This is a genomic window from Bacillus sp. 01N45 (assembly GCF_056399205.1).
In genome coordinates, this window is record NZ_JBFTQW010000013.1 from 44,877 (window position 1) to 60,860 (window position 15,984).

General features: G+C 33.7%; 18 protein-coding genes and 1 pseudogene. 9 read left to right on the forward strand and 10 right to left on the reverse strand.

The window, feature by feature from the left end; all coding sequences use genetic code 11:
- Positions 1-54: 54 nt before the first annotated feature.
- The 3 genes from AC1DMU_RS24300 to AC1DMU_RS24310 form a co-directional block, all read right to left on the reverse strand.
- Positions 55-2,025 (reverse strand): FtsX-like permease family protein, encoded by a 1,971-nt coding sequence (locus AC1DMU_RS24300; protein ID WP_088064670.1) that lies wholly within the window; start codon positions 2,023-2,025, stop codon positions 55-57.
- A gap of 94 nt (positions 2,026-2,119) precedes the next feature.
- Positions 2,120-3,142, reverse strand: coding sequence for a sensor histidine kinase (locus tag AC1DMU_RS24305; protein WP_000765339.1), 1,023 nt, complete (start codon positions 3,140-3,142; stop codon positions 2,120-2,122).
- Between the two features lie 2 nt (positions 3,143-3,144).
- Entirely contained in the window at positions 3,145-3,840 is a 696-nt protein-coding gene (locus AC1DMU_RS24310; RefSeq protein ID WP_000276736.1) for a response regulator transcription factor, read from the reverse strand.
- Between the two features lie 207 nt (positions 3,841-4,047).
- Here AC1DMU_RS24310 and AC1DMU_RS24315 point away from each other — a divergent pair, with 207 nt between their 5' ends.
- Together AC1DMU_RS24315 and AC1DMU_RS24320 are read left to right on the forward strand one after the other, a co-directional pair.
- Positions 4,048-4,320: an autorepressor SdpR family transcription factor gene (locus tag AC1DMU_RS24315; protein ID WP_088064669.1), complete on the forward strand. Its 273-nt coding sequence runs from the start codon at positions 4,048-4,050 to the stop codon at positions 4,318-4,320.
- The gene (locus AC1DMU_RS24320) at positions 4,317-4,955 is read left to right on the forward strand and encodes an SdpI family protein (protein WP_088064668.1); all 639 of its coding nucleotides are present in this window, start codon (positions 4,317-4,319) and stop codon (positions 4,953-4,955) included. The genes AC1DMU_RS24315 and AC1DMU_RS24320 overlap by 4 nt, the downstream gene beginning before the upstream one ends.
- A 42-nt stretch (positions 4,956-4,997) precedes the next feature.
- Here the strand turns inward: AC1DMU_RS24320 and AC1DMU_RS24325 are convergent, their stop codons facing one another.
- Positions 4,998-5,870 carry an AraC family transcriptional regulator gene (locus tag AC1DMU_RS24325; protein WP_088064667.1) on the reverse strand — a complete coding sequence of 291 codons (873 nt, stop codon included), beginning with the start codon at positions 5,868-5,870 and terminating at the stop codon, positions 4,998-5,000.
- 306 nt (positions 5,871-6,176) lie between these two features.
- Between AC1DMU_RS24325 and AC1DMU_RS24330 the strand changes: the two genes are divergently transcribed.
- Positions 6,177-6,947: an ABC transporter ATP-binding protein gene (locus AC1DMU_RS24330; RefSeq protein WP_000859654.1), complete on the forward strand. Its 771-nt coding sequence runs from the start codon at positions 6,177-6,179 to the stop codon at positions 6,945-6,947.
- Positions 6,934-8,883, forward strand: coding sequence for an ABC transporter permease (locus AC1DMU_RS24335; RefSeq protein ID WP_088064666.1), 1,950 nt, complete (start codon positions 6,934-6,936; stop codon positions 8,881-8,883). Before AC1DMU_RS24330 ends, AC1DMU_RS24335 begins: the two co-directional genes overlap by 14 nt.
- Positions 8,884-8,976: 93 nt before the next feature.
- On the opposite strand, the gene AC1DMU_RS24340 is transcribed toward AC1DMU_RS24335, so the two are convergent.
- Together AC1DMU_RS24340 and AC1DMU_RS24345 are read right to left on the reverse strand one after the other, a co-directional pair.
- Positions 8,977-9,246 carry a YolD-like family protein gene (locus tag AC1DMU_RS24340; RefSeq protein WP_088064665.1) on the reverse strand — a complete coding sequence of 90 codons (270 nt, stop codon included), beginning with the start codon at positions 9,244-9,246 and terminating at the stop codon, positions 8,977-8,979.
- A 273-nt stretch (positions 9,247-9,519) separates the two neighbouring features.
- The gene (locus AC1DMU_RS24345; protein WP_088064664.1) at positions 9,520-10,749 is read right to left on the reverse strand and encodes a helix-turn-helix domain-containing protein; all 1,230 of its coding nucleotides are present in this window, start codon (positions 10,747-10,749) and stop codon (positions 9,520-9,522) included.
- A 364-nt stretch (positions 10,750-11,113) separates the two neighbouring features.
- On the opposite strand from AC1DMU_RS24345, the gene AC1DMU_RS24350 reads away from it, so the two are divergent.
- A complete protein-coding gene (locus AC1DMU_RS24350) occupies positions 11,114-11,692 on the forward strand; it encodes a class I SAM-dependent methyltransferase (RefSeq protein WP_088064663.1) in 579 nt (192 codons plus the stop codon).
- Positions 11,692-12,291: a DedA family protein gene (locus tag AC1DMU_RS24355; RefSeq protein WP_088064662.1), complete on the forward strand. Its 600-nt coding sequence runs from the start codon at positions 11,692-11,694 to the stop codon at positions 12,289-12,291. The genes AC1DMU_RS24350 and AC1DMU_RS24355 overlap by 1 nt, the downstream gene beginning before the upstream one ends.
- Positions 12,292-12,362: 71 nt before the next feature.
- On the opposite strand, the gene AC1DMU_RS24360 is transcribed toward AC1DMU_RS24355, so the two are convergent.
- Both AC1DMU_RS24360 and AC1DMU_RS24365 read right to left on the reverse strand, forming a co-directional pair.
- A complete protein-coding gene (locus tag AC1DMU_RS24360) occupies positions 12,363-12,746 on the reverse strand; it encodes a hypothetical protein (protein ID WP_087984913.1) in 384 nt (127 codons plus the stop codon).
- Positions 12,747-12,819: 73 nt separating this feature from the next.
- A complete protein-coding gene (locus tag AC1DMU_RS24365; RefSeq protein WP_088064661.1) occupies positions 12,820-13,278 on the reverse strand; it encodes a helix-turn-helix transcriptional regulator in 459 nt (152 codons plus the stop codon).
- 216 nt (positions 13,279-13,494) lie between these two features.
- On the opposite strand from AC1DMU_RS24365, the gene AC1DMU_RS24370 reads away from it, so the two are divergent.
- From AC1DMU_RS24370 to AC1DMU_RS24380, 3 genes and pseudogenes are all read left to right on the forward strand, one after another.
- Positions 13,495-13,842 carry a YxeA family protein gene (locus tag AC1DMU_RS24370; protein ID WP_088064660.1) on the forward strand — a complete coding sequence of 116 codons (348 nt, stop codon included), beginning with the start codon at positions 13,495-13,497 and terminating at the stop codon, positions 13,840-13,842.
- Positions 13,843-13,917: 75 nt separating this feature from the next.
- Entirely contained in the window at positions 13,918-14,097 is a 180-nt protein-coding gene (locus AC1DMU_RS24375) for a hypothetical protein (RefSeq protein ID WP_088064659.1), read from the forward strand.
- A gap of 19 nt (positions 14,098-14,116) precedes the next feature.
- A pseudogene (locus AC1DMU_RS24380) lies at positions 14,117-14,433 on the forward strand (FtsX-like permease family protein); the annotation flags it as partial.
- A gap of 283 nt (positions 14,434-14,716) precedes the next feature.
- Here AC1DMU_RS24380 and AC1DMU_RS24385 read toward each other — a convergent pair.
- Both AC1DMU_RS24385 and AC1DMU_RS24390 read right to left on the reverse strand, forming a co-directional pair.
- Entirely contained in the window at positions 14,717-14,896 is a 180-nt protein-coding gene (locus AC1DMU_RS24385; protein ID WP_000289924.1) for a cold-inducible protein YdjO-related protein, read from the reverse strand.
- A gap of 148 nt (positions 14,897-15,044) precedes the next feature.
- Positions 15,045-15,947, reverse strand: coding sequence for a diacylglycerol/lipid kinase family protein (locus AC1DMU_RS24390; protein ID WP_088064658.1), 903 nt, complete (start codon positions 15,945-15,947; stop codon positions 15,045-15,047).
- Between the last annotated feature and the right edge of the window lie 37 nt (positions 15,948-15,984).

Here is a 15,984-nt window from a genome sequence, read left to right on the forward strand (position 1 = left end):
AGAAGAAAAGGATATAAGAGATACCCTTTTCCTGTACTAATATATTTATAAAACTTAACCATTCGTATACTCTGATAACTTTTGCATGTAAAAGGAACGAATAAATAAGAAAAAGATGACTTCAACGACTCCAAAAATAATAAGAACAGCTGAAATTTCTTTGAATAGTGATAAATCAATTACGTCTTGGAGCATTTTTGTTGCGAACATTGTATGAATGGACGCCATAACGTACGGAACGAAAAATAAAATGCTAAGTTGAATGGTTGCAGATATTTTCATCTCTACATCTGTTACACCAATTTTTGAAATTGCTACATATTTTTCTTGTTCATTCGTTAAATCAGTATACAGTCTAAAGTAAAGAACGCTACCTGCTCCAATAAAGAAAATGACACCTAAGAATGTCCCGATTAGGAAGTATGCGGCACTTCCTGATGTAATTCTATATAATGAGCCTGCTGATTCATAGGAGCGTATAAGGGGTCCTTCGTATTGGAATTCCTGTCGATCTCTTTGTATTTTTTTCATAAAATCATTAGCAATTTCATACGTCTTTTCCCAGTTTTGTACGTTATAATTGTACGCTGCTACATGCTTTGTTGTATTTGGTAAGTTGTTTACAACAGCGTCAGGTAAAATTAAAGTTTGATATGAAAAGTCAGAGGGAATGGCCCCTACTTGTTCATATCCTTTTACTTGTAATGTCGTATTTGTGCTAGAAAGTGTAATGGATTTTCTATTGTAGCTTGGCTCAAATTGGCTGAATAAGGTGAAATAAGCGCTACCTGTTAAGACATATGCTTCGTTATCGCTCATGAATAGTTGTTTCATTCGCAGGGAAGCTGCAAGTTTGTTATAGTCACTTTGTTTCATTGCATAGATGTCATTGTAAGTCGTTATACCTTCATCTTCTTTCAGTGGTGTTTCATATAAATCAGCCTTTAGTTTTTTATAAGAGAAATCTTCCTTTTGTAACTGCTTTTCAAGCCAAGTTAAATGCTCGTTAACAAAAGGATTTGCGTCATATGAAAAATAAGAAAATGGAAAAGGTGAAGTTCTCGCAACATCTAGCTTTGTAAACTTTCCGAATCCATATAGGAACGTAATCATTGTGAAAGCAATTGTAGAAAGCATCGCTACAATAAAAAGCATATTGATATTCGTTCGAATACGACTTGCTAAATCCGAAATCCAAAGCATGTTAATTCGTTTCATATAAAAATTTCTTCTTTTCTTTAAAATATAAATAAGTAAGAAACTAATTTGAGAAAAGAAAAAATATGTCCCAATTGTAACAAGTGCTGGAATCACAAAAACACTTGAAACCATATAGATAACGCCTACTTGCGTGTTTATTGAGAAGAAATATTTAGGGTTTGCAGCTAAAATATAACCACCTAATAAACAGATAGCACCAAATAGAGAAATGAATATGGATGGTTTTCTTTCCTTTTGTTTCCCACCATTAGTTTTTAAAAGGTTTACCGTCTTTTTCGTACGAATTAGCATGGGTGTAAATGAAGATACAGCGATAAAGAGACCAAGAAATACAATCGTTGTTAAAATGAAAGCATTCGTAGGTGGATATAAATATATCCCTGGTAGATGTGTAATTTTCGCTGTCACTAATAAGAAAAATTGTGAAAATACAAATCCAAACTGCATACCGAAAAAGATAGATAAAATACCAATTAACATATTTTCAGTGAAAACGAGTCGATGTAATTGTTTTTTTGATATACCTAAAATAGTTAAAATACCAAATTGCTTTTTACGAACTTTTAAAAACGATCCAATTGAATAGAGTAGAAAAAAGAACGAGAACAAGACAATAACAACTTCTGAAAAAATCATTAATCCTGAAATTTCAGAGATCATAGTGGGATTTTGTAATTTCGGATGAAACAAATAAACAGCAAACGAAAAGAAAACAGCAATGGAAAAGGAACTACTTACAAAGTAAGCAAAATAAGCTCTCGAGTTGCGCGTTACATTTTTAAATGCAAATTGCCAAAATGTCATAATATGTACCTCTCGCTAGAAGGCAAATATGTAGTTTTATTGCAAAAAATGTATGAGAGTAAGTTCTCATACATTTTGCTAGCATATGTTCCGATCATGCTTCGGTCACCTTCTCCGTAGTTTCTGCTTGATTATTTGCAGCGTTGTGGAAGATGATTTTAATCGTCGTTCCTTTACCAACTTCAGAATCTAGTTTGACAGAGTGACCTAAATAATCACAAATTTTACTTACAATATAAAGTCCCATACCAGTAGATTCTCCGAATGCGCGACCATTTTTCCCAGTGTAAAACGGTTCAAATACTCTTCGAATATCTTCTTGCGGAATACCAACACCTTCATCGCGAACTTCTAAAATAATATCTTTTCCGTTTCGGTAAGCAGATAGGAATACTTTCTTTCCGCGCTCACCAGAGTAACGAACTGCATTTGTCATTAACTGATAAATGATGAACTTTAGCCATTTCGCATCAGAAGCAACTTTTAAATCGGAATGAACTTCTAAAACAGGGAAGACCCCGTTTCGAATGAATAGTTCTTTTAATCCGTTAATATTTTTTGTTACCGCATCTTTTAACGAAATCGTCTCAACGTGGAAATCTTCATGGAAGTTATTTAACCTTGCCATATATAAAGCCATATCGAGTCCTTGATTTAATCGTTCTAATTCTTTTTTGAATTTCGGAATCAAATGTTCATCTTCCATTTCGAGCACCATAAGTTGCATAACAGACACAGGTGTCTTCATTTGATGCACCCAGTGGTTAATGAATAATTGATGTTCTTGCTGCTTTACTTCATACGATTGTAGTTCTTTTTGGAATAGACGATACTGCGTGCGCACGAGTTCATTTACACCGTGAGGCATCGGAGCAGTTGCTCTTTCAATAAACGCATCTTCCATTTTCTCTGGTTGCTCACTTAATCTATGGTACATTCTACGATTGCGGACGTAACGATAAGCGAGGAAACAAATGAATAAATATAAACTTAAAACGACGAAGTAAAATTTATTATTTTGAAATCCATCTACTGCATCATACAGAACGAAAATGATGCCGAAGTTTAATACATATAGTAGAAAAAATGCAAAATGATCACGTAAAAATAGCTTCATGCTTATTCACTCCAAGTTGCGTTAAAACGATACCCAAGTCCACGTACTGTTTCAATAGCATTTTCAATACCAAGCTCATTGAACTTTTTACGAAGACGCGTAATGTTTACGTTTAATGTATTTTCCTCAACGAAGCTTTCGTCATCCCATAGGGCAGCTAATAAATCTTCACGGCTCGCTGTACGAGGGAATTTAGATAATAACATTTCTGCTAAAATTGCCTCTTTCTTCGTTAAAAGAACTTGCTCAGCACCGAAATGGATTTCTGGGCGTTCTGGGAATAGTTTTAAACCTTCTACTTCAACGATACGTTCAGAAATATTTGGCGCATAATCACCGTAAATACGGCGTAATTGACCTTTAATTTTCGCCATTACAACGTCATAGTGGAACGGTTTTGTAATATAATCATCCGCACCGCTTTCAATCGCCATAATTTGTTCCATCTCGCCAGCACGCGCTGAAATGAAAATAATTGGACAAGTAGATTCATGACGAATTTGACGGCACCAGTAGAATCCATCGAATTTCGGTAAGTTTACATCAAGTAAAACAAGATGTGGTTTCACTGCATTAAACGATTCCATAATATCATCGAAATTCTCTGCAACAACAGCTTCATAGCCATATTTTTGAATGTGAGATTGTAGTAATGATGAAATATTTGGATCGTCTTCAACGATTAAAATTTTATACATATGTATACTCCTCCTAAAAAAACAATTGTAGCTATAGTGTATCATGTGTTTCAAGTCTTTTCATTATGTTGAAATGTAGGCTAATAAACAGTATAGGTCAAAAGTGTGAAAAGTAAAAAGGGCTTATGTATAATTGACAATTAATTGGAAGTGATTTAATATTTAGATAAATATCTAAATGTCTAATTAGTGAAAGGAAGAAAGACATTGAATCAAGCATTCAAAGCATTAGCAGATCCAACAAGGCGAAAAATTTTGGACTTATTGAAAGAAGATGATTTAACTGCTGGTGAGATTGCTGAACATTTCAATATGACGAAGCCAAGTATTTCACACCACTTAAACGCACTTAAAAATGCTGAACTTATTCAAGATGAAAAAAAAGGGCAATTCGTTATGTACTCTTTAAATACAACTGTATTTCAAGATTTATTGACTTGGGTGTTTACATTTACGAATAAGGGGGAAGAGGGGAAATGAGGAAGCATATATTTCCGTTATTATTAATTGCTTTAACGATTATTGCATGGTGTGCCGCGTGGCCGCATTTACCGGAGGAGGTTCCGAGTCATTGGAATCTTGCTGGTGAGGTAGATGGACATATGTCAAAAATGGGCATGATGATTTTGGATGTTGCAGTTATGGTTTTTATATATGTGTTATTGACTTTATTGCCTAAGATAGATCCGAAGCATGGGAATTATAAGAAATTTTCTAAAGGATATAATGTAATGAATTATAGCGTATTAGTCCTATTATTTTTAGTAAGTATCATTGGAATTGGTGCTGGATTAGGTTATGACATTCCCATGAATAGTACACCGCATATTCTTGTTGGTCTTTTATTTATAGTCATCGGCAACTATTTACCACAATGTAAACCAAACTACTTTGTAGGTATAAAAACACCGTGGACATTAAGTAACGAGGAAGTGTGGAGGAAGACACACCGTTTTAGTGGAAAGGTGTTTGTTGTATTAGGAATTATTATGATGTTAAGTATTTTTGCCCCAGTAGTATGGAAAGCTTTCTTAATAATTGGGATTATTATCGGTGCAGTAGGACTAACGATGGGATATTCTTATGTTGCTTATAAAAAAGAACTAAAAATGTAAATAAAAGCTGCTTTTCCTTCTAAGGAAGAGCAGCTTTATTTCTTATTTCTTCAAAATCGGTATCCAAATTTCACTTTTAAAGTTTGGAGAAGATACATCTTTCTGTTCATTCCACAATATTTCCGGTCCTACCGCTAATTCATAGTTGGAAGAAGGAAACCATTCGGAATAAATGCGTCCCCATACATTTTGTAATGTTTCAGGAAATGGACCGACAGCTTCAAAGATAGCCCACGTTGAAGCTGTGACTTCAAGTTGCGCGAATTGCGCTGGACAATTTTTCGTTGTGGCTACTCCAATGTAGTGATCAAGTTCTCCCTTTTCCTCCATCCTTCCTTCAGAAAAGTTAGTAGAAGCACTAATAATTCCATTCGGTTCCATGTTTGAAAGGGACTTTAACGTTTGAATGGACTCTGGATTTAAACTCTTCCACATAGAAGCAATTTCTTCATTTACACCATTAAACACAATCGGTACTCGTTTCGTAATACCAATAATTCGAAATGGTTCTTTTTCTTTAATTCGATAATTCATTTCATTTCCTCCTTGAATCGATAACTGGAAGGTCATTGGTGAATAAGCTTTCAAAGAACGAATTGTACTTCGAGCTTCTGAAGGCGTTATACCGTGCAAGTTTTGAAAGGCACGTGTAAAGGAATCGGGTGAGTTGTATCCATATTTGATAGCGACATCAATGACTTTTGCATTGCTATCTTTTAGTTCAAAAGCAGCAAGAGTAAGACGCCTACAACGAATATATTCTGATAGTGATACGCCAGCTAGGAAAGAAAACATTCTTTTGAAATGGTATTCAGAGCAGTAAGCTATTTTTGCGACTTCTTTAAAATCAATTTCATCTGTTAAGTTATTTTCAATATATTGCATTGCCGCATTCATGTTTTTAAGTGAATCCATACGATGACCTCCTTGTTAAATAGAATAGCAGGAACAAACGAAGTCCATCCGACATTTCATGCACAACTTTGTAGGGTACATTTTTAACCTTACAAAATTGTAATGTTCCTGTAAGGAGAATGAATGGATGGTATGATATCCCAATGCTATAGTAACAAAGTACTTTTGTTCAGTAGGTTAAATTTTTATATCTTTACTTATGCGTCTTACATAACTGTCATGTTTGTGTAAGAAACATCGATAGTGGCAAGAGTAGAGAGTGTATATAGTTGAAAATAGAGAATAGAAGAAATGAGGGATGTCGAGATGAAAACAGTGTTAGAAGCAAAAAATATTGAAAAAGTGTATGACACGGGTGGTAATAAATTTGCAGCGTTAAAAGGTATCAACTTACAAGTAAAAGAAGGTGAGTTCGTTGGAATTATGGGACCTTCTGGTTCGGGTAAGACGACTTTACTAAACGTTCTTTCTACAATTGATAATGCGACGAACGGTGAAATTTTAATTGATGGAAAAGATATCGTGAAGATGAACGATGATAAGTTAGCGTTATTCCGCCGCGATCATTTAGGGTTCATTTTCCAAGATTATAATTTATTAGATACGTTAACGGTAAAAGAGAACATTGCGTTACCTCTTGCGTTATCAAAGGTGAAAGCGAGTGAGATTGATCGCCGCGTTCTTGAAATTTCAAAGAAATTCGGTATTGATCACATTTTAAGTCAGTTCCCATATCAAGTGTCAGGCGGACAGAAGCAGCGCTGCGCAGCATCGCGTGCGATCGTTACGAATCCTAGTATGATTTTCGGGGACGAGCCGACAGGAGCGCTTGATTCTAAATCAGCGACAGATTTACTTGAAAGTATGAAGTCGTTAAATGAATATGATAACTCTACAATTTTAATGGTAACACATGATGCGTTTGCGGCGAGTTACTGTAAACGAGTTATTTTCATTAAAGATGGTGAGTTATATAAAGAATTGCACCGCGGGGAATTAACGCGTAAACAGTTCTTCCAACAAGTCGTTGACGTAATGTCTTCCATTTCCGGAGGTATGGCTGATGACCTTATCTAGCATTGCCCTCCGCAACATACAGCGGAATTTTAAAGACTACTTTGTATATTTTGCATCTATGATCTTTAGCATCGTCATTTATTTTACATTTAAGGCGTTGCAGTATAATTCACAAATGGAAAAAGCTGCGGAAGCTTCTAAAAAAATTAGCGGAGCGTTCCAAGTTTCAAGTGTTATGCTAATTATTTTCGTAGCGGTGTTCATTATATATTCGAACGGTTTCTTTACAAGGAAGCGTAAAAAAGAAGTTGGGCTATATTCCTTATTAGGCATTCGTAAAAGACAAATTGGTAAAATGCTGTTTTATGAAAATATGTTAATGGGATTAATGTCTTTAATTATCGGAATTGCGATCGGTAGCGTTCTTTCAAAACTATTCCTTGAACTACTAATAAGTATGATGGGAATAAACTTAAACGTTCATTTTGAAATACCGATGGCCGCAGTTATTGATACAGCACTTATTTTCTTTGTGATTATTTTGTATACATCACTTCAAGGATATCGTTTAATTTATCGCTTTAAGCTAATTGAACTTTTCCGAGCGGAACGCGAAGGAGAAGCAATGCCAAAAGGATCCGTAGTGATGGCGTTAATTTCAGTTTTCTTAATCGGTTCAGGTTATTTCTTAGCGTTAATGTACATGAAAGCAGTTATGTATGCAGACTTTATGGTCGTTGCATTATACATTTTACTAGCGACAGTAGCAGGAACTTATTTATTGTTTATGTTCTTCACAGTATTTGTATTGAAGCGAGCAAGAAATAATAAGTCAGCATTTTATAACGGTATGAATATGGTAACGACATCGCAACTACTATATCGCATTAAAGGAAACTCGAAATCACTAGCAACAATTGCTATTTTAAGTGCAGTGACATTAACAGCGGTTGGTACGTCAGTTACGATGTATTACAACACATTTACGCAATCAAAAGTTGCTGCTCCGTATAGTTATTCTTACGAGAAAAAAGATGAAGCACTAGATAAAAAAGTAAAAGAAATACTTGCTGGAGAGAAGAGCAATCATCCAGTGACATATGAATCAGAAGTTGAAATGATTCCTGTGAAGGGAACATTTAAAGGTGAAAGAGCAGATCAAGTGCTGAACACACATTATAATGTTACGAAGCAGTACCAGCTTATTTCTCAATCAAGCTTTAATACAATTGCGAAACGATTAGATGTAGAGCCTGTAAATTTAAGTGCGAATGAAGCCTTTGTATACGATAGCCTCTATATTGAAAAACTTGATTTTGGTCCTCTTTATACAGGAAATAAAGCTGTATTTCCTGTTGGGAATGAATCGAAAGAGCTAAACATTAAAGGTGTAAATAGTAGAAGTCTTACAAACTTAAATGAACTATTTGTAATCGTTCCAGATCAAACATATGAGCAGGCGAAACAAGTATATGAAACACGCGCTGTAAAAAATATTGATGTAAAAGGTGAGCGAAATAGTAAAGAGTTAACAGCGAAATTAGCAAACGTTATGCCAGCAGGCGAATCGGAAGTTTTAAAACCATTTAACGATTTCTATACAGGATTCCAAATGGGAATTGAAACGACAGGTTTAATGATGTTCATTGGGCTATTCTTAGGATTAGTTTTCCTATTAGCGACAGGCTCAATCATTTACTTTAAACAGCTTACAGAAGCAAGTGCTGACCGTGATCGTTACGTTGTTCTTCATAAAATTGGTGTAACGAAGCAAGAGATGAAGAGAGCTATAGCAAAACAAGTGAGCTTTATCTTTGCTATTCCGTTAATTATCGGTATTTTACACAGTTTATTTGCACTAAAAGGTTTGTCAAATATATTACCATTTGAAATTATGATCCCGCTCCTAATTAGTATTGGAGTATATGGTGTCATTTATATCGGATATTACTTCCTAACAGTTCGTTCTTATTATAAGATTGTGAGTGCGAAATAATAAGTGAAGCTGCGAGAAAATAAGAAAGCCATTTACCTAATTTTTTATGAGGTGAATGGCTTTTTTTACGTTCTAATTATAATGAAGAGATAATTAACGCGCATCGATTATGTCGATGAAACTAAAAGTATGCTTTCGGTTAAAGGCATCTATGCAAAGTAAAGAACGCTTCAAAGGATTTAATTCCATTACAGTCATATAACTTGTAGGGAAATAACCATCTTTATAATAAGTGATCAATATTTCTTTTTCTGAAATGTAAGAGCGTAATAAAGTATCTTCAATTTTGTCTCTATCATCATAGGGTGATACTATTTGCGATTCTTTCATATCAGTCGATTTTGATATATTTGTACTACTCATGCTTTCTATTCTCCTAACAATATATTTTCTATATGGGAAGGCTAATTACTATGGAAGTACCTTGTGTGATAGAACGAAGTAAGTATGGATGATTGGGAGCAGGATTGGCTTCGTACTAAAAAATTATCAAATTCATTCACTTATTTATAGTAATTATTTGTCATTCTTGTACTTTTTTGAATGGGATTCAAACTTTATTAAGGGGAATAAATCGATGTGATGAAGGTGAGCTAGTATAACAACTATCTCACCTTCTATATTAAGTAAGCATTTTTATATAACGGTATGATTTTCACGATATTGTCTAGGCGTCATACCCGCAATTTTTTTGAAGACTCTTGTGAAATAACTTTGATCATTAAAATTAAGCCAGGCACAAATATCTGATAATGGATAAGTCGTTAATGTTAATAATTTTTTAGCTTCTTCTACTCGTTCTCTCTGGATGTATTCAATTAAAGGAATTCCCACTTCTTTTTTAAATAGTTTTGATAAATAAGTAGGGGAAATATGTAAAAGGTTAGCAAGATCATTCAAAGATATTTCATCGTAAATATGCTTGTTAATATAATTGAGGCACGTAGTAATGGAATTAGAATATGCTTGATTATGATATTCTTTTACACGTTCTGCAAAAGTACATAATGCATCTTCAATTAACCTATTTACGGAATACATGTTATCTAGTTTCTCAATCGTTTGTATATATAAAGTACCGAGTGAAAAAGCAATATGCGATGGAAGATTACCGTCTATCGCATATCGAATAGCTAGCGTAATGGCGATAATGCCATTATTTTTTTGGTTTCTAAGCTGATCTCCTTTAGACCAAATTGTCGCATCTTCTTGGGGGAATGAATACGCATATTGTATGACCTTTTCTGTATTGCCTTCTTTAATGGCTGAAAAAAATTTGCGTTCCAATGATATGTCATAATTTTGCGAATCATGCCGGCGACGTTTTGAAATGTATAAATCAGGATTTACGATTTTATAAGAAACATCTTCGAGTAATTTATTCTCTTTCCAGACAATATCTCTATCTAATTTTTCATTAAAAATGACGTAATGTAACCAAATACTTATATCAATTAACGTGCTTTTTTTAATCTCGGGTAGAAATTGATAGTAATCTACTCCTTGTTGCATTTTATTATTACAGTTGAAATACTTCATCAGTTTAATCGCCATTTCATCTGATACTTTTGGATAGGTAGTCGGGCCGATTATAATTGTACCTTTTATATGTTCATGATTTGTTATATGGATGCTAATGAAATTTTCAAGATACTTATTTCCTTTGAAAATTGGAAAATTGCAAGGTACGTTTTCTTGATAAATTTCATTAAGATGTTCTTCTTTAGAAGAATAAAATGGACTACCAATTGTATGAGAAGTAGATTCATATACAATTTTTTTATCAGTAGATAGAAATTGAACAGGAACATGGAATGTTCTATGTACAAGGTCACATAAGTGCTGTAGGTCGATGGAATTATTCATTATCTTCTCCTTTTAAATAGTTTTGGAATACCACATATTCAGACTCAAATCTATATTTCTTATTATTTGCCTTTGTTTGCTTACATGAAAATAATTACATATATTGGATAATGATGAAAGTTGATTTACAAATTAATTTCCGCAGATAGTGCATGAAAATAAACGTAGTGATGGTACCTTCCATAAAAGTTCTTTTTATATCTACTATACCAAATTAATGAATATAAAAGAGGTATTTATATATGGAATAAGAAATGTTTCATTCTTCATAAAATCTTAAGAAATCTCCTCAATTTTTGTTAAGAAACGATAGTTATACTTAGAAACAAGTTAAAAACTATCGAACGAATGGGGAGAGGGTTACATGCAACTCATAACATTCTTACATGAATTTATAAAACATCCGAAACATACTGGTGCAATTGCGCCAAGTTCAAAAATATTAGCAAAGAAAATGGTAGATGTCATTGATTTTAATAGAGCGAAATGTATCGTAGAGCTAGGGCCTGGTACAGGGGTTTTCACGAGAGAAATTATGAAGAGAAAGAAGAAGGAAACGATATTTCTTCTTATTGAAATTAATGAAGTGTTTTGCAAAGAGTTAAAGAGAAAGTTTAAAAATGAGCAGAACGTCATTGTGGTACATGGTTCAGCTGAAAATATAAAGAAGTATATGGAAGAATTACAGATAGAATGCATTGATTACGTCTTATCGGGATTGCCTTTTACATCTTTACCAGAAGAAGTTTCAAAGCGTATTTTAAACAATGTAATGGAGGCGATACATGAGACAGGTGAATTTATTACATTTCAATATTCACTTGTGAAAAAAGGATTTATACAACATTTCTTCCCTGAAATTACGCTCGAAAAAGTGTGGCTCAATTTCCCGCCAGCGTACATCTTTAGCTGTAAAAAAGAGTTAAGAAGAGCTTATGCCTAATGGAATTACATGAATTATTATCTTATATTGAACAGTATGGCTATTGGGCACTATTTTTCTGTTTATGGTTAGGTATTATCGGTATGCCAATTCCAGACGAAATGATCGTAATGAGTGGTGGGTTTGTCTCTTCATTAGGGATATTAAGTGTCATTCCAGCATTTTTATTAACCTATTTAGGCGTTGTATCTGGGCTGTCGTTAGGTTATATAGTAGGAAAAATATTTGGTATAAAAGTACTTGATAAGCTAATGAAAAAGAAAAAGGCGAAATATCTTTTGAAATCTCAAAAAATGGTAGAGAAGTATGGCCATTATGCGTTAGTCACAAGCTACTTCATACCAGTCGTCAGACATATCGTACCGTATTTAGTTGGAATGAATAACATGTCATTTAAGACGTATGCTTTGTATTCCTATACGACAGGACTTGTTTGGACACTTGCTTACTTTGTACTCGGTTCTTTATTTGGACAACATATTGAAAGGATTGTAGCGCTTGCGATAGAGTATGGCGTGTATTTTGGCGGAATTGTTTTTGTTGTTGCGAGTGGTGCTTATTTGTATAAGCAAAGAAGAAGTACGGTGATGAGTAAATAAATAGAATGAGGGCTTACGCTTATTGAGAGTAGTATAAAAGGGAGAGTTATTTTGTAGAATAACTCTCCCTTTTAATGTAATAGCTTTTCATTACTTACATTAGGTGTTGTTTGAAATACAGTTATATAAATTGTTAATATGATTGTATTGATTAGATTAGCTAGTATAGTCATAAAATCACTTGATGGAGTGATAAGAACAAAGATTGAAAGTATGGCAGAAGCAAGTGGAATAAACTTTTGTAGTGTAGTTAACTTTCCGTCTTTATGAAGCTTCGAAGATTGAAAGAAGCAAAGTAAGAAAATAAAGGACGTAAATAATAATCCTAGATAGCCCCATCCATCTTCAATATACCAAGGTAAAAAGCTCATTCTTGATGTGAAAATAAATAAATTGAATACTAACGTGCTAATGATTAGCGTATTTAAAATCGTGATATTTGTCTGTTTTTCCATTTGAATTATACTCCGAAATTTATTTTATCCCGTATTAAAGGGCAGTAAAATCCCCACTGATTAAAGTTTTACTTTATTGAGATGTTTTTGCCATTTCCATAAATCGCTGTTCAATTTCATCGAAATCGAATGAATGGCATATTCTGCGGTCTTCTTTATCTAAAATTCGATAATGTTGAGATAAAATATTTTGTTGTATTTGATAACCGTTTAATTCTTTTATTTGTCGCCACCACACTTTTCCGCCTAACGTCTTCGGGAAGTTTGTACTGTAATGTGTAAAAGCGATTGTTTTTATAATTTCATTCACATCATCCCCAAATGTCATCTGGACTGTATCGCTCTGTTCGAAGAGTGTTACGACACAAACTGCGCCTGCCCATGTTAGCGTGCGTCTTCCTTTTTCGATTTCTACTAATGTTTTCTTCGATAAACCAATAATTTCTGACATTTTATCTTGTGATAGATTATTTTCAACACGGATGAGTTTTAATTTTGAATTAACGAGTTCAATAAATTTTTGTTTATCCATAATGCAGCTCCTTTTTCTTATAGTGTAAAATTACACTAAAGGTGTAATTTTGTCAATTGGAGTGTAAAAAGTTATTTTTTGTCTATTTCAATCTTTTTAATTAATATTTCACTTTTAGTTTAAGAAAATGTTAAGAAATCGAACGAGTTTTTATTAAGAAATAAGCTCTATACTTAGAAAAACCTTAAAGAAAACATAATGAAAGGTGGAATATAGATGAAAAGATTTATTTTTGGATCACTACTTGTTATCGTCGCAGGAGCGGCATATTTATTAAAGGGGAGCGCGGGGTTTGATAGAATGAATCCATTTCTTGATATAGAGGACCATTATGCAATAATTGATAACGATGGAAAAGAGTTAGGTGGAAATAAAGGTCGTGAATATAAAGTGAAAGCTTATGATGAAAATGGTAAGAAAAAAGAAGTTACAATTGACGAAGTAGATGAATTACCAAAAGGCTCATACTGGCATGTGCTTACGAGAGGTAAGTTCTTACATAATAAAGTACAAGTAACAACAGATAAAATTCCTGATGGAGCGAAGGCGAAATTAGGATTATAAGTATAAAACCGATTCTCAATGAGAGAATCGGTTTTGTTGTTTTATGGTAATGTTTAGTGTAAGGGGGCGAGGGTGATGCTACTCATTGTTAGTCTTATTTTAATCGGGGTTATGTGTAGTATGAGAATAGTATCTTTACATATGATAGAACGAGAAAAGATAGAAGAGCGATATGTATATTGTCCAAAATGTAATGCGAAAATTAGGAGAGGCAATTCTGCTCCCTTTTGTTCGAAATGTAATTTAACATTTTAATTATAGGAAATTTGAAATCATTTTGTATGGTTTTGGATTTTTTACACGAAAGCGTAAGAAAGAAATAGGTCTTTACTCTTTACTAGGTATTGGAAAAAAAGAAATAGGCAAAATGCTGTTTTATGAAAATACGTTAATGGTTTTACTATCGATTAGTAATCGGCATTGTAATTGGTAGTTTACTTTCAAAATCATTCCTTCAGTTATTAGTAAGCATGATGGAATTAGGCGTAAACGTTCATTTTGAAGTACCGATTGGAGCGGTTATTGATACAGCATGTATTTTTTTGTTTCATTTTTCTTTATACATCTTTTAAAGGATATAGCGTTATTTATATTAGTTATTATTTCTTAACGGTTCATTCTTATGTTCGGATTGTGAGTAAATGAAAATAGTGATAAAGTTTTTCGTTTTTTATTAGCTAAAATGAGGTGTGCATAACTAAGGTTTGATAAGGGGAATTTGAAACAGAAAAGAGATGGGAAAACCATCTCTTTTCTGTTTCAATGTTTTACGCTATTATCTATTTTCTTTCTATTCACATATAGGAAATGCATCTTGTAGATAAGGAGAAAGATAATCCTTTATTCTAATATTTAAAGTGGAGAAAAGCAGAAGTTAGAGCTTTTGTAATAAACGCTCGCTACTATTCATATCATTTTTGCATAATGGACATTTTGGTTCTTCTTCTAATGAAAAATTTTTACGCATCCATCCACGGCAGTCTTTTGCCGTGCATTCCCATATAGCTATCGCTTCGGGATCTTCTACAGGCTTATCATTTTTTCTCCAATACATGTGATCGCTCCTCTAAAGTGAAAAGTTTTTTTGAAAAAATAAAAAGGTTGTTAACATTTTTTGTTAACAACCTTTTACTTATTAATTATACTGTATTTTTCGCAAAAATGCGAAGTTTAGTAATTATTAAAGTATAATAAAGTATTCATTACACAACCGCAGGATTATAAATCATCGTAAAGTGTCCTTGTAATAGTTCAATATGACAAGGTGTATGAAGCGAGCTTTCTCCATCTGTATCTACTTCTTTTTCTTCTTCTGTTTCAATATGAATGGATTTCGCTTTTACGTGGAAGATGTCATTTTCATTTGAGTCTTCAAATAGTTTCTTTCCGATATAATCTTTAAACGCTTGAATGCCTGTTGATTTGACTACGAAAATATCAAGTGTTCCGTCGTCGCATTTTACGTTCGGGATAAAGGACGGGATCCCGCCAAGATATTCACCGTTTCCAACCATAACAAGGACAGCTTCGTCTTCATATATTTGTCCATCGTACGTAATTTTTACGGGGAATGTTTCAGCATTCTTTACAGTTCGAATAGTGCTTAAGTAGTAACCAATTTTTCCGAGCTTTGCTTTCTCTTCGGCATCAATATTGTTTGATACTTCAGATACGAGTCCAATGCCCCAGAAATTTAAGAAGTGTTGGCCATTTGCTTTTGCGACGTCAATTGGTTTTACATGTCCTTGTGTAATAAGCTTTGCTGCTTCTGCGATGTTTTGCGGAACGCCAAGTGTACGAGAGAAGTCGTTGCAAGTGCCGCCTGGAATGATTGCAAGTGTAGGTCTAGTTTCAAGAGGTGCTAAGCCGTTTGTGCATTCAAATACAGTGCCGTCACCACCAAAGACGATAATTAAATCTACTTTACTAGCAAACTCTTGGCAATATTTTGTTGCATCGCCTTGCTCTTTCGTATGAAGGATATGTAAGTCAGGAAAAGCTGCCGCAAGAGGTGGTACGATTTTCGTTAAGTTCGTATGTAGATCACCTTGTCCTGCTTTCGGATTTACGATGAGGAGTACTTTTTCAAATTTTGTTTTTGTCATTTTATTCTCTCCCTTTGTCTTTTACGAATCGTGATAG

Excerpts from the sequence above, each read along its gene's own strand:
- AC1DMU_RS24335 (WP_088064666.1), top strand. The coding sequence starts at position 6,934 with ATGACCTTATCTAGCATTGCCCTCCGCAACATACAGCGGAATTTTAAA.
- AC1DMU_RS24345 (WP_088064664.1), bottom strand. The coding sequence starts at position 10,749 with ATGAATAATTCCATCGACCTACAGCACTTATGTGACCTTGTACATAGA.
- AC1DMU_RS24370 (WP_088064660.1), top strand. The coding sequence starts at position 13,495 with ATGAAAAGATTTATTTTTGGATCACTACTTGTTATCGTCGCAGGAGCG.
- AC1DMU_RS24390 (WP_088064658.1), bottom strand. The coding sequence starts at position 15,947 with ATGACAAAAACAAAATTTGAAAAAGTACTCCTCATCGTAAATCCGAAA.
- AC1DMU_RS24375 (WP_088064659.1), top strand. The coding sequence starts at position 13,918 with ATGCTACTCATTGTTAGTCTTATTTTAATCGGGGTTATGTGTAGTATG.
- AC1DMU_RS24350 (WP_088064663.1), top strand. The coding sequence starts at position 11,114 with ATGCAACTCATAACATTCTTACATGAATTTATAAAACATCCGAAACAT.
- AC1DMU_RS24320 (WP_088064668.1), top strand. The coding sequence starts at position 4,317 with ATGAGGAAGCATATATTTCCGTTATTATTAATTGCTTTAACGATTATT.
- AC1DMU_RS24305 (WP_000765339.1), bottom strand. The coding sequence starts at position 3,142 with ATGAAGCTATTTTTACGTGATCATTTTGCATTTTTTCTACTATATGTA.
- AC1DMU_RS24340 (WP_088064665.1), bottom strand. The coding sequence starts at position 9,246 with ATGAGTAGTACAAATATATCAAAATCGACTGATATGAAAGAATCGCAA.
- AC1DMU_RS24325 (WP_088064667.1), bottom strand. The coding sequence starts at position 5,870 with ATGGATTCACTTAAAAACATGAATGCGGCAATGCAATATATTGAAAAT.
- AC1DMU_RS24365 (WP_088064661.1), bottom strand. The coding sequence starts at position 13,278 with ATGGATAAACAAAAATTTATTGAACTCGTTAATTCAAAATTAAAACTC.
- AC1DMU_RS24360 (WP_087984913.1), bottom strand. The coding sequence starts at position 12,746 with ATGGAAAAACAGACAAATATCACGATTTTAAATACGCTAATCATTAGC.
- AC1DMU_RS24300 (WP_088064670.1), bottom strand. The coding sequence starts at position 2,025 with ATGACATTTTGGCAATTTGCATTTAAAAATGTAACGCGCAACTCGAGA.
- AC1DMU_RS24355 (WP_088064662.1), top strand. The coding sequence starts at position 11,692 with ATGGAATTACATGAATTATTATCTTATATTGAACAGTATGGCTATTGG.
- AC1DMU_RS24330 (WP_000859654.1), top strand. The coding sequence starts at position 6,177 with ATGAAAACAGTGTTAGAAGCAAAAAATATTGAAAAAGTGTATGACACG.
- AC1DMU_RS24385 (WP_000289924.1), bottom strand. The coding sequence starts at position 14,896 with ATGTATTGGAGAAAAAATGATAAGCCTGTAGAAGATCCCGAAGCGATA.
- AC1DMU_RS24310 (WP_000276736.1), bottom strand. The coding sequence starts at position 3,840 with ATGTATAAAATTTTAATCGTTGAAGACGATCCAAATATTTCATCATTA.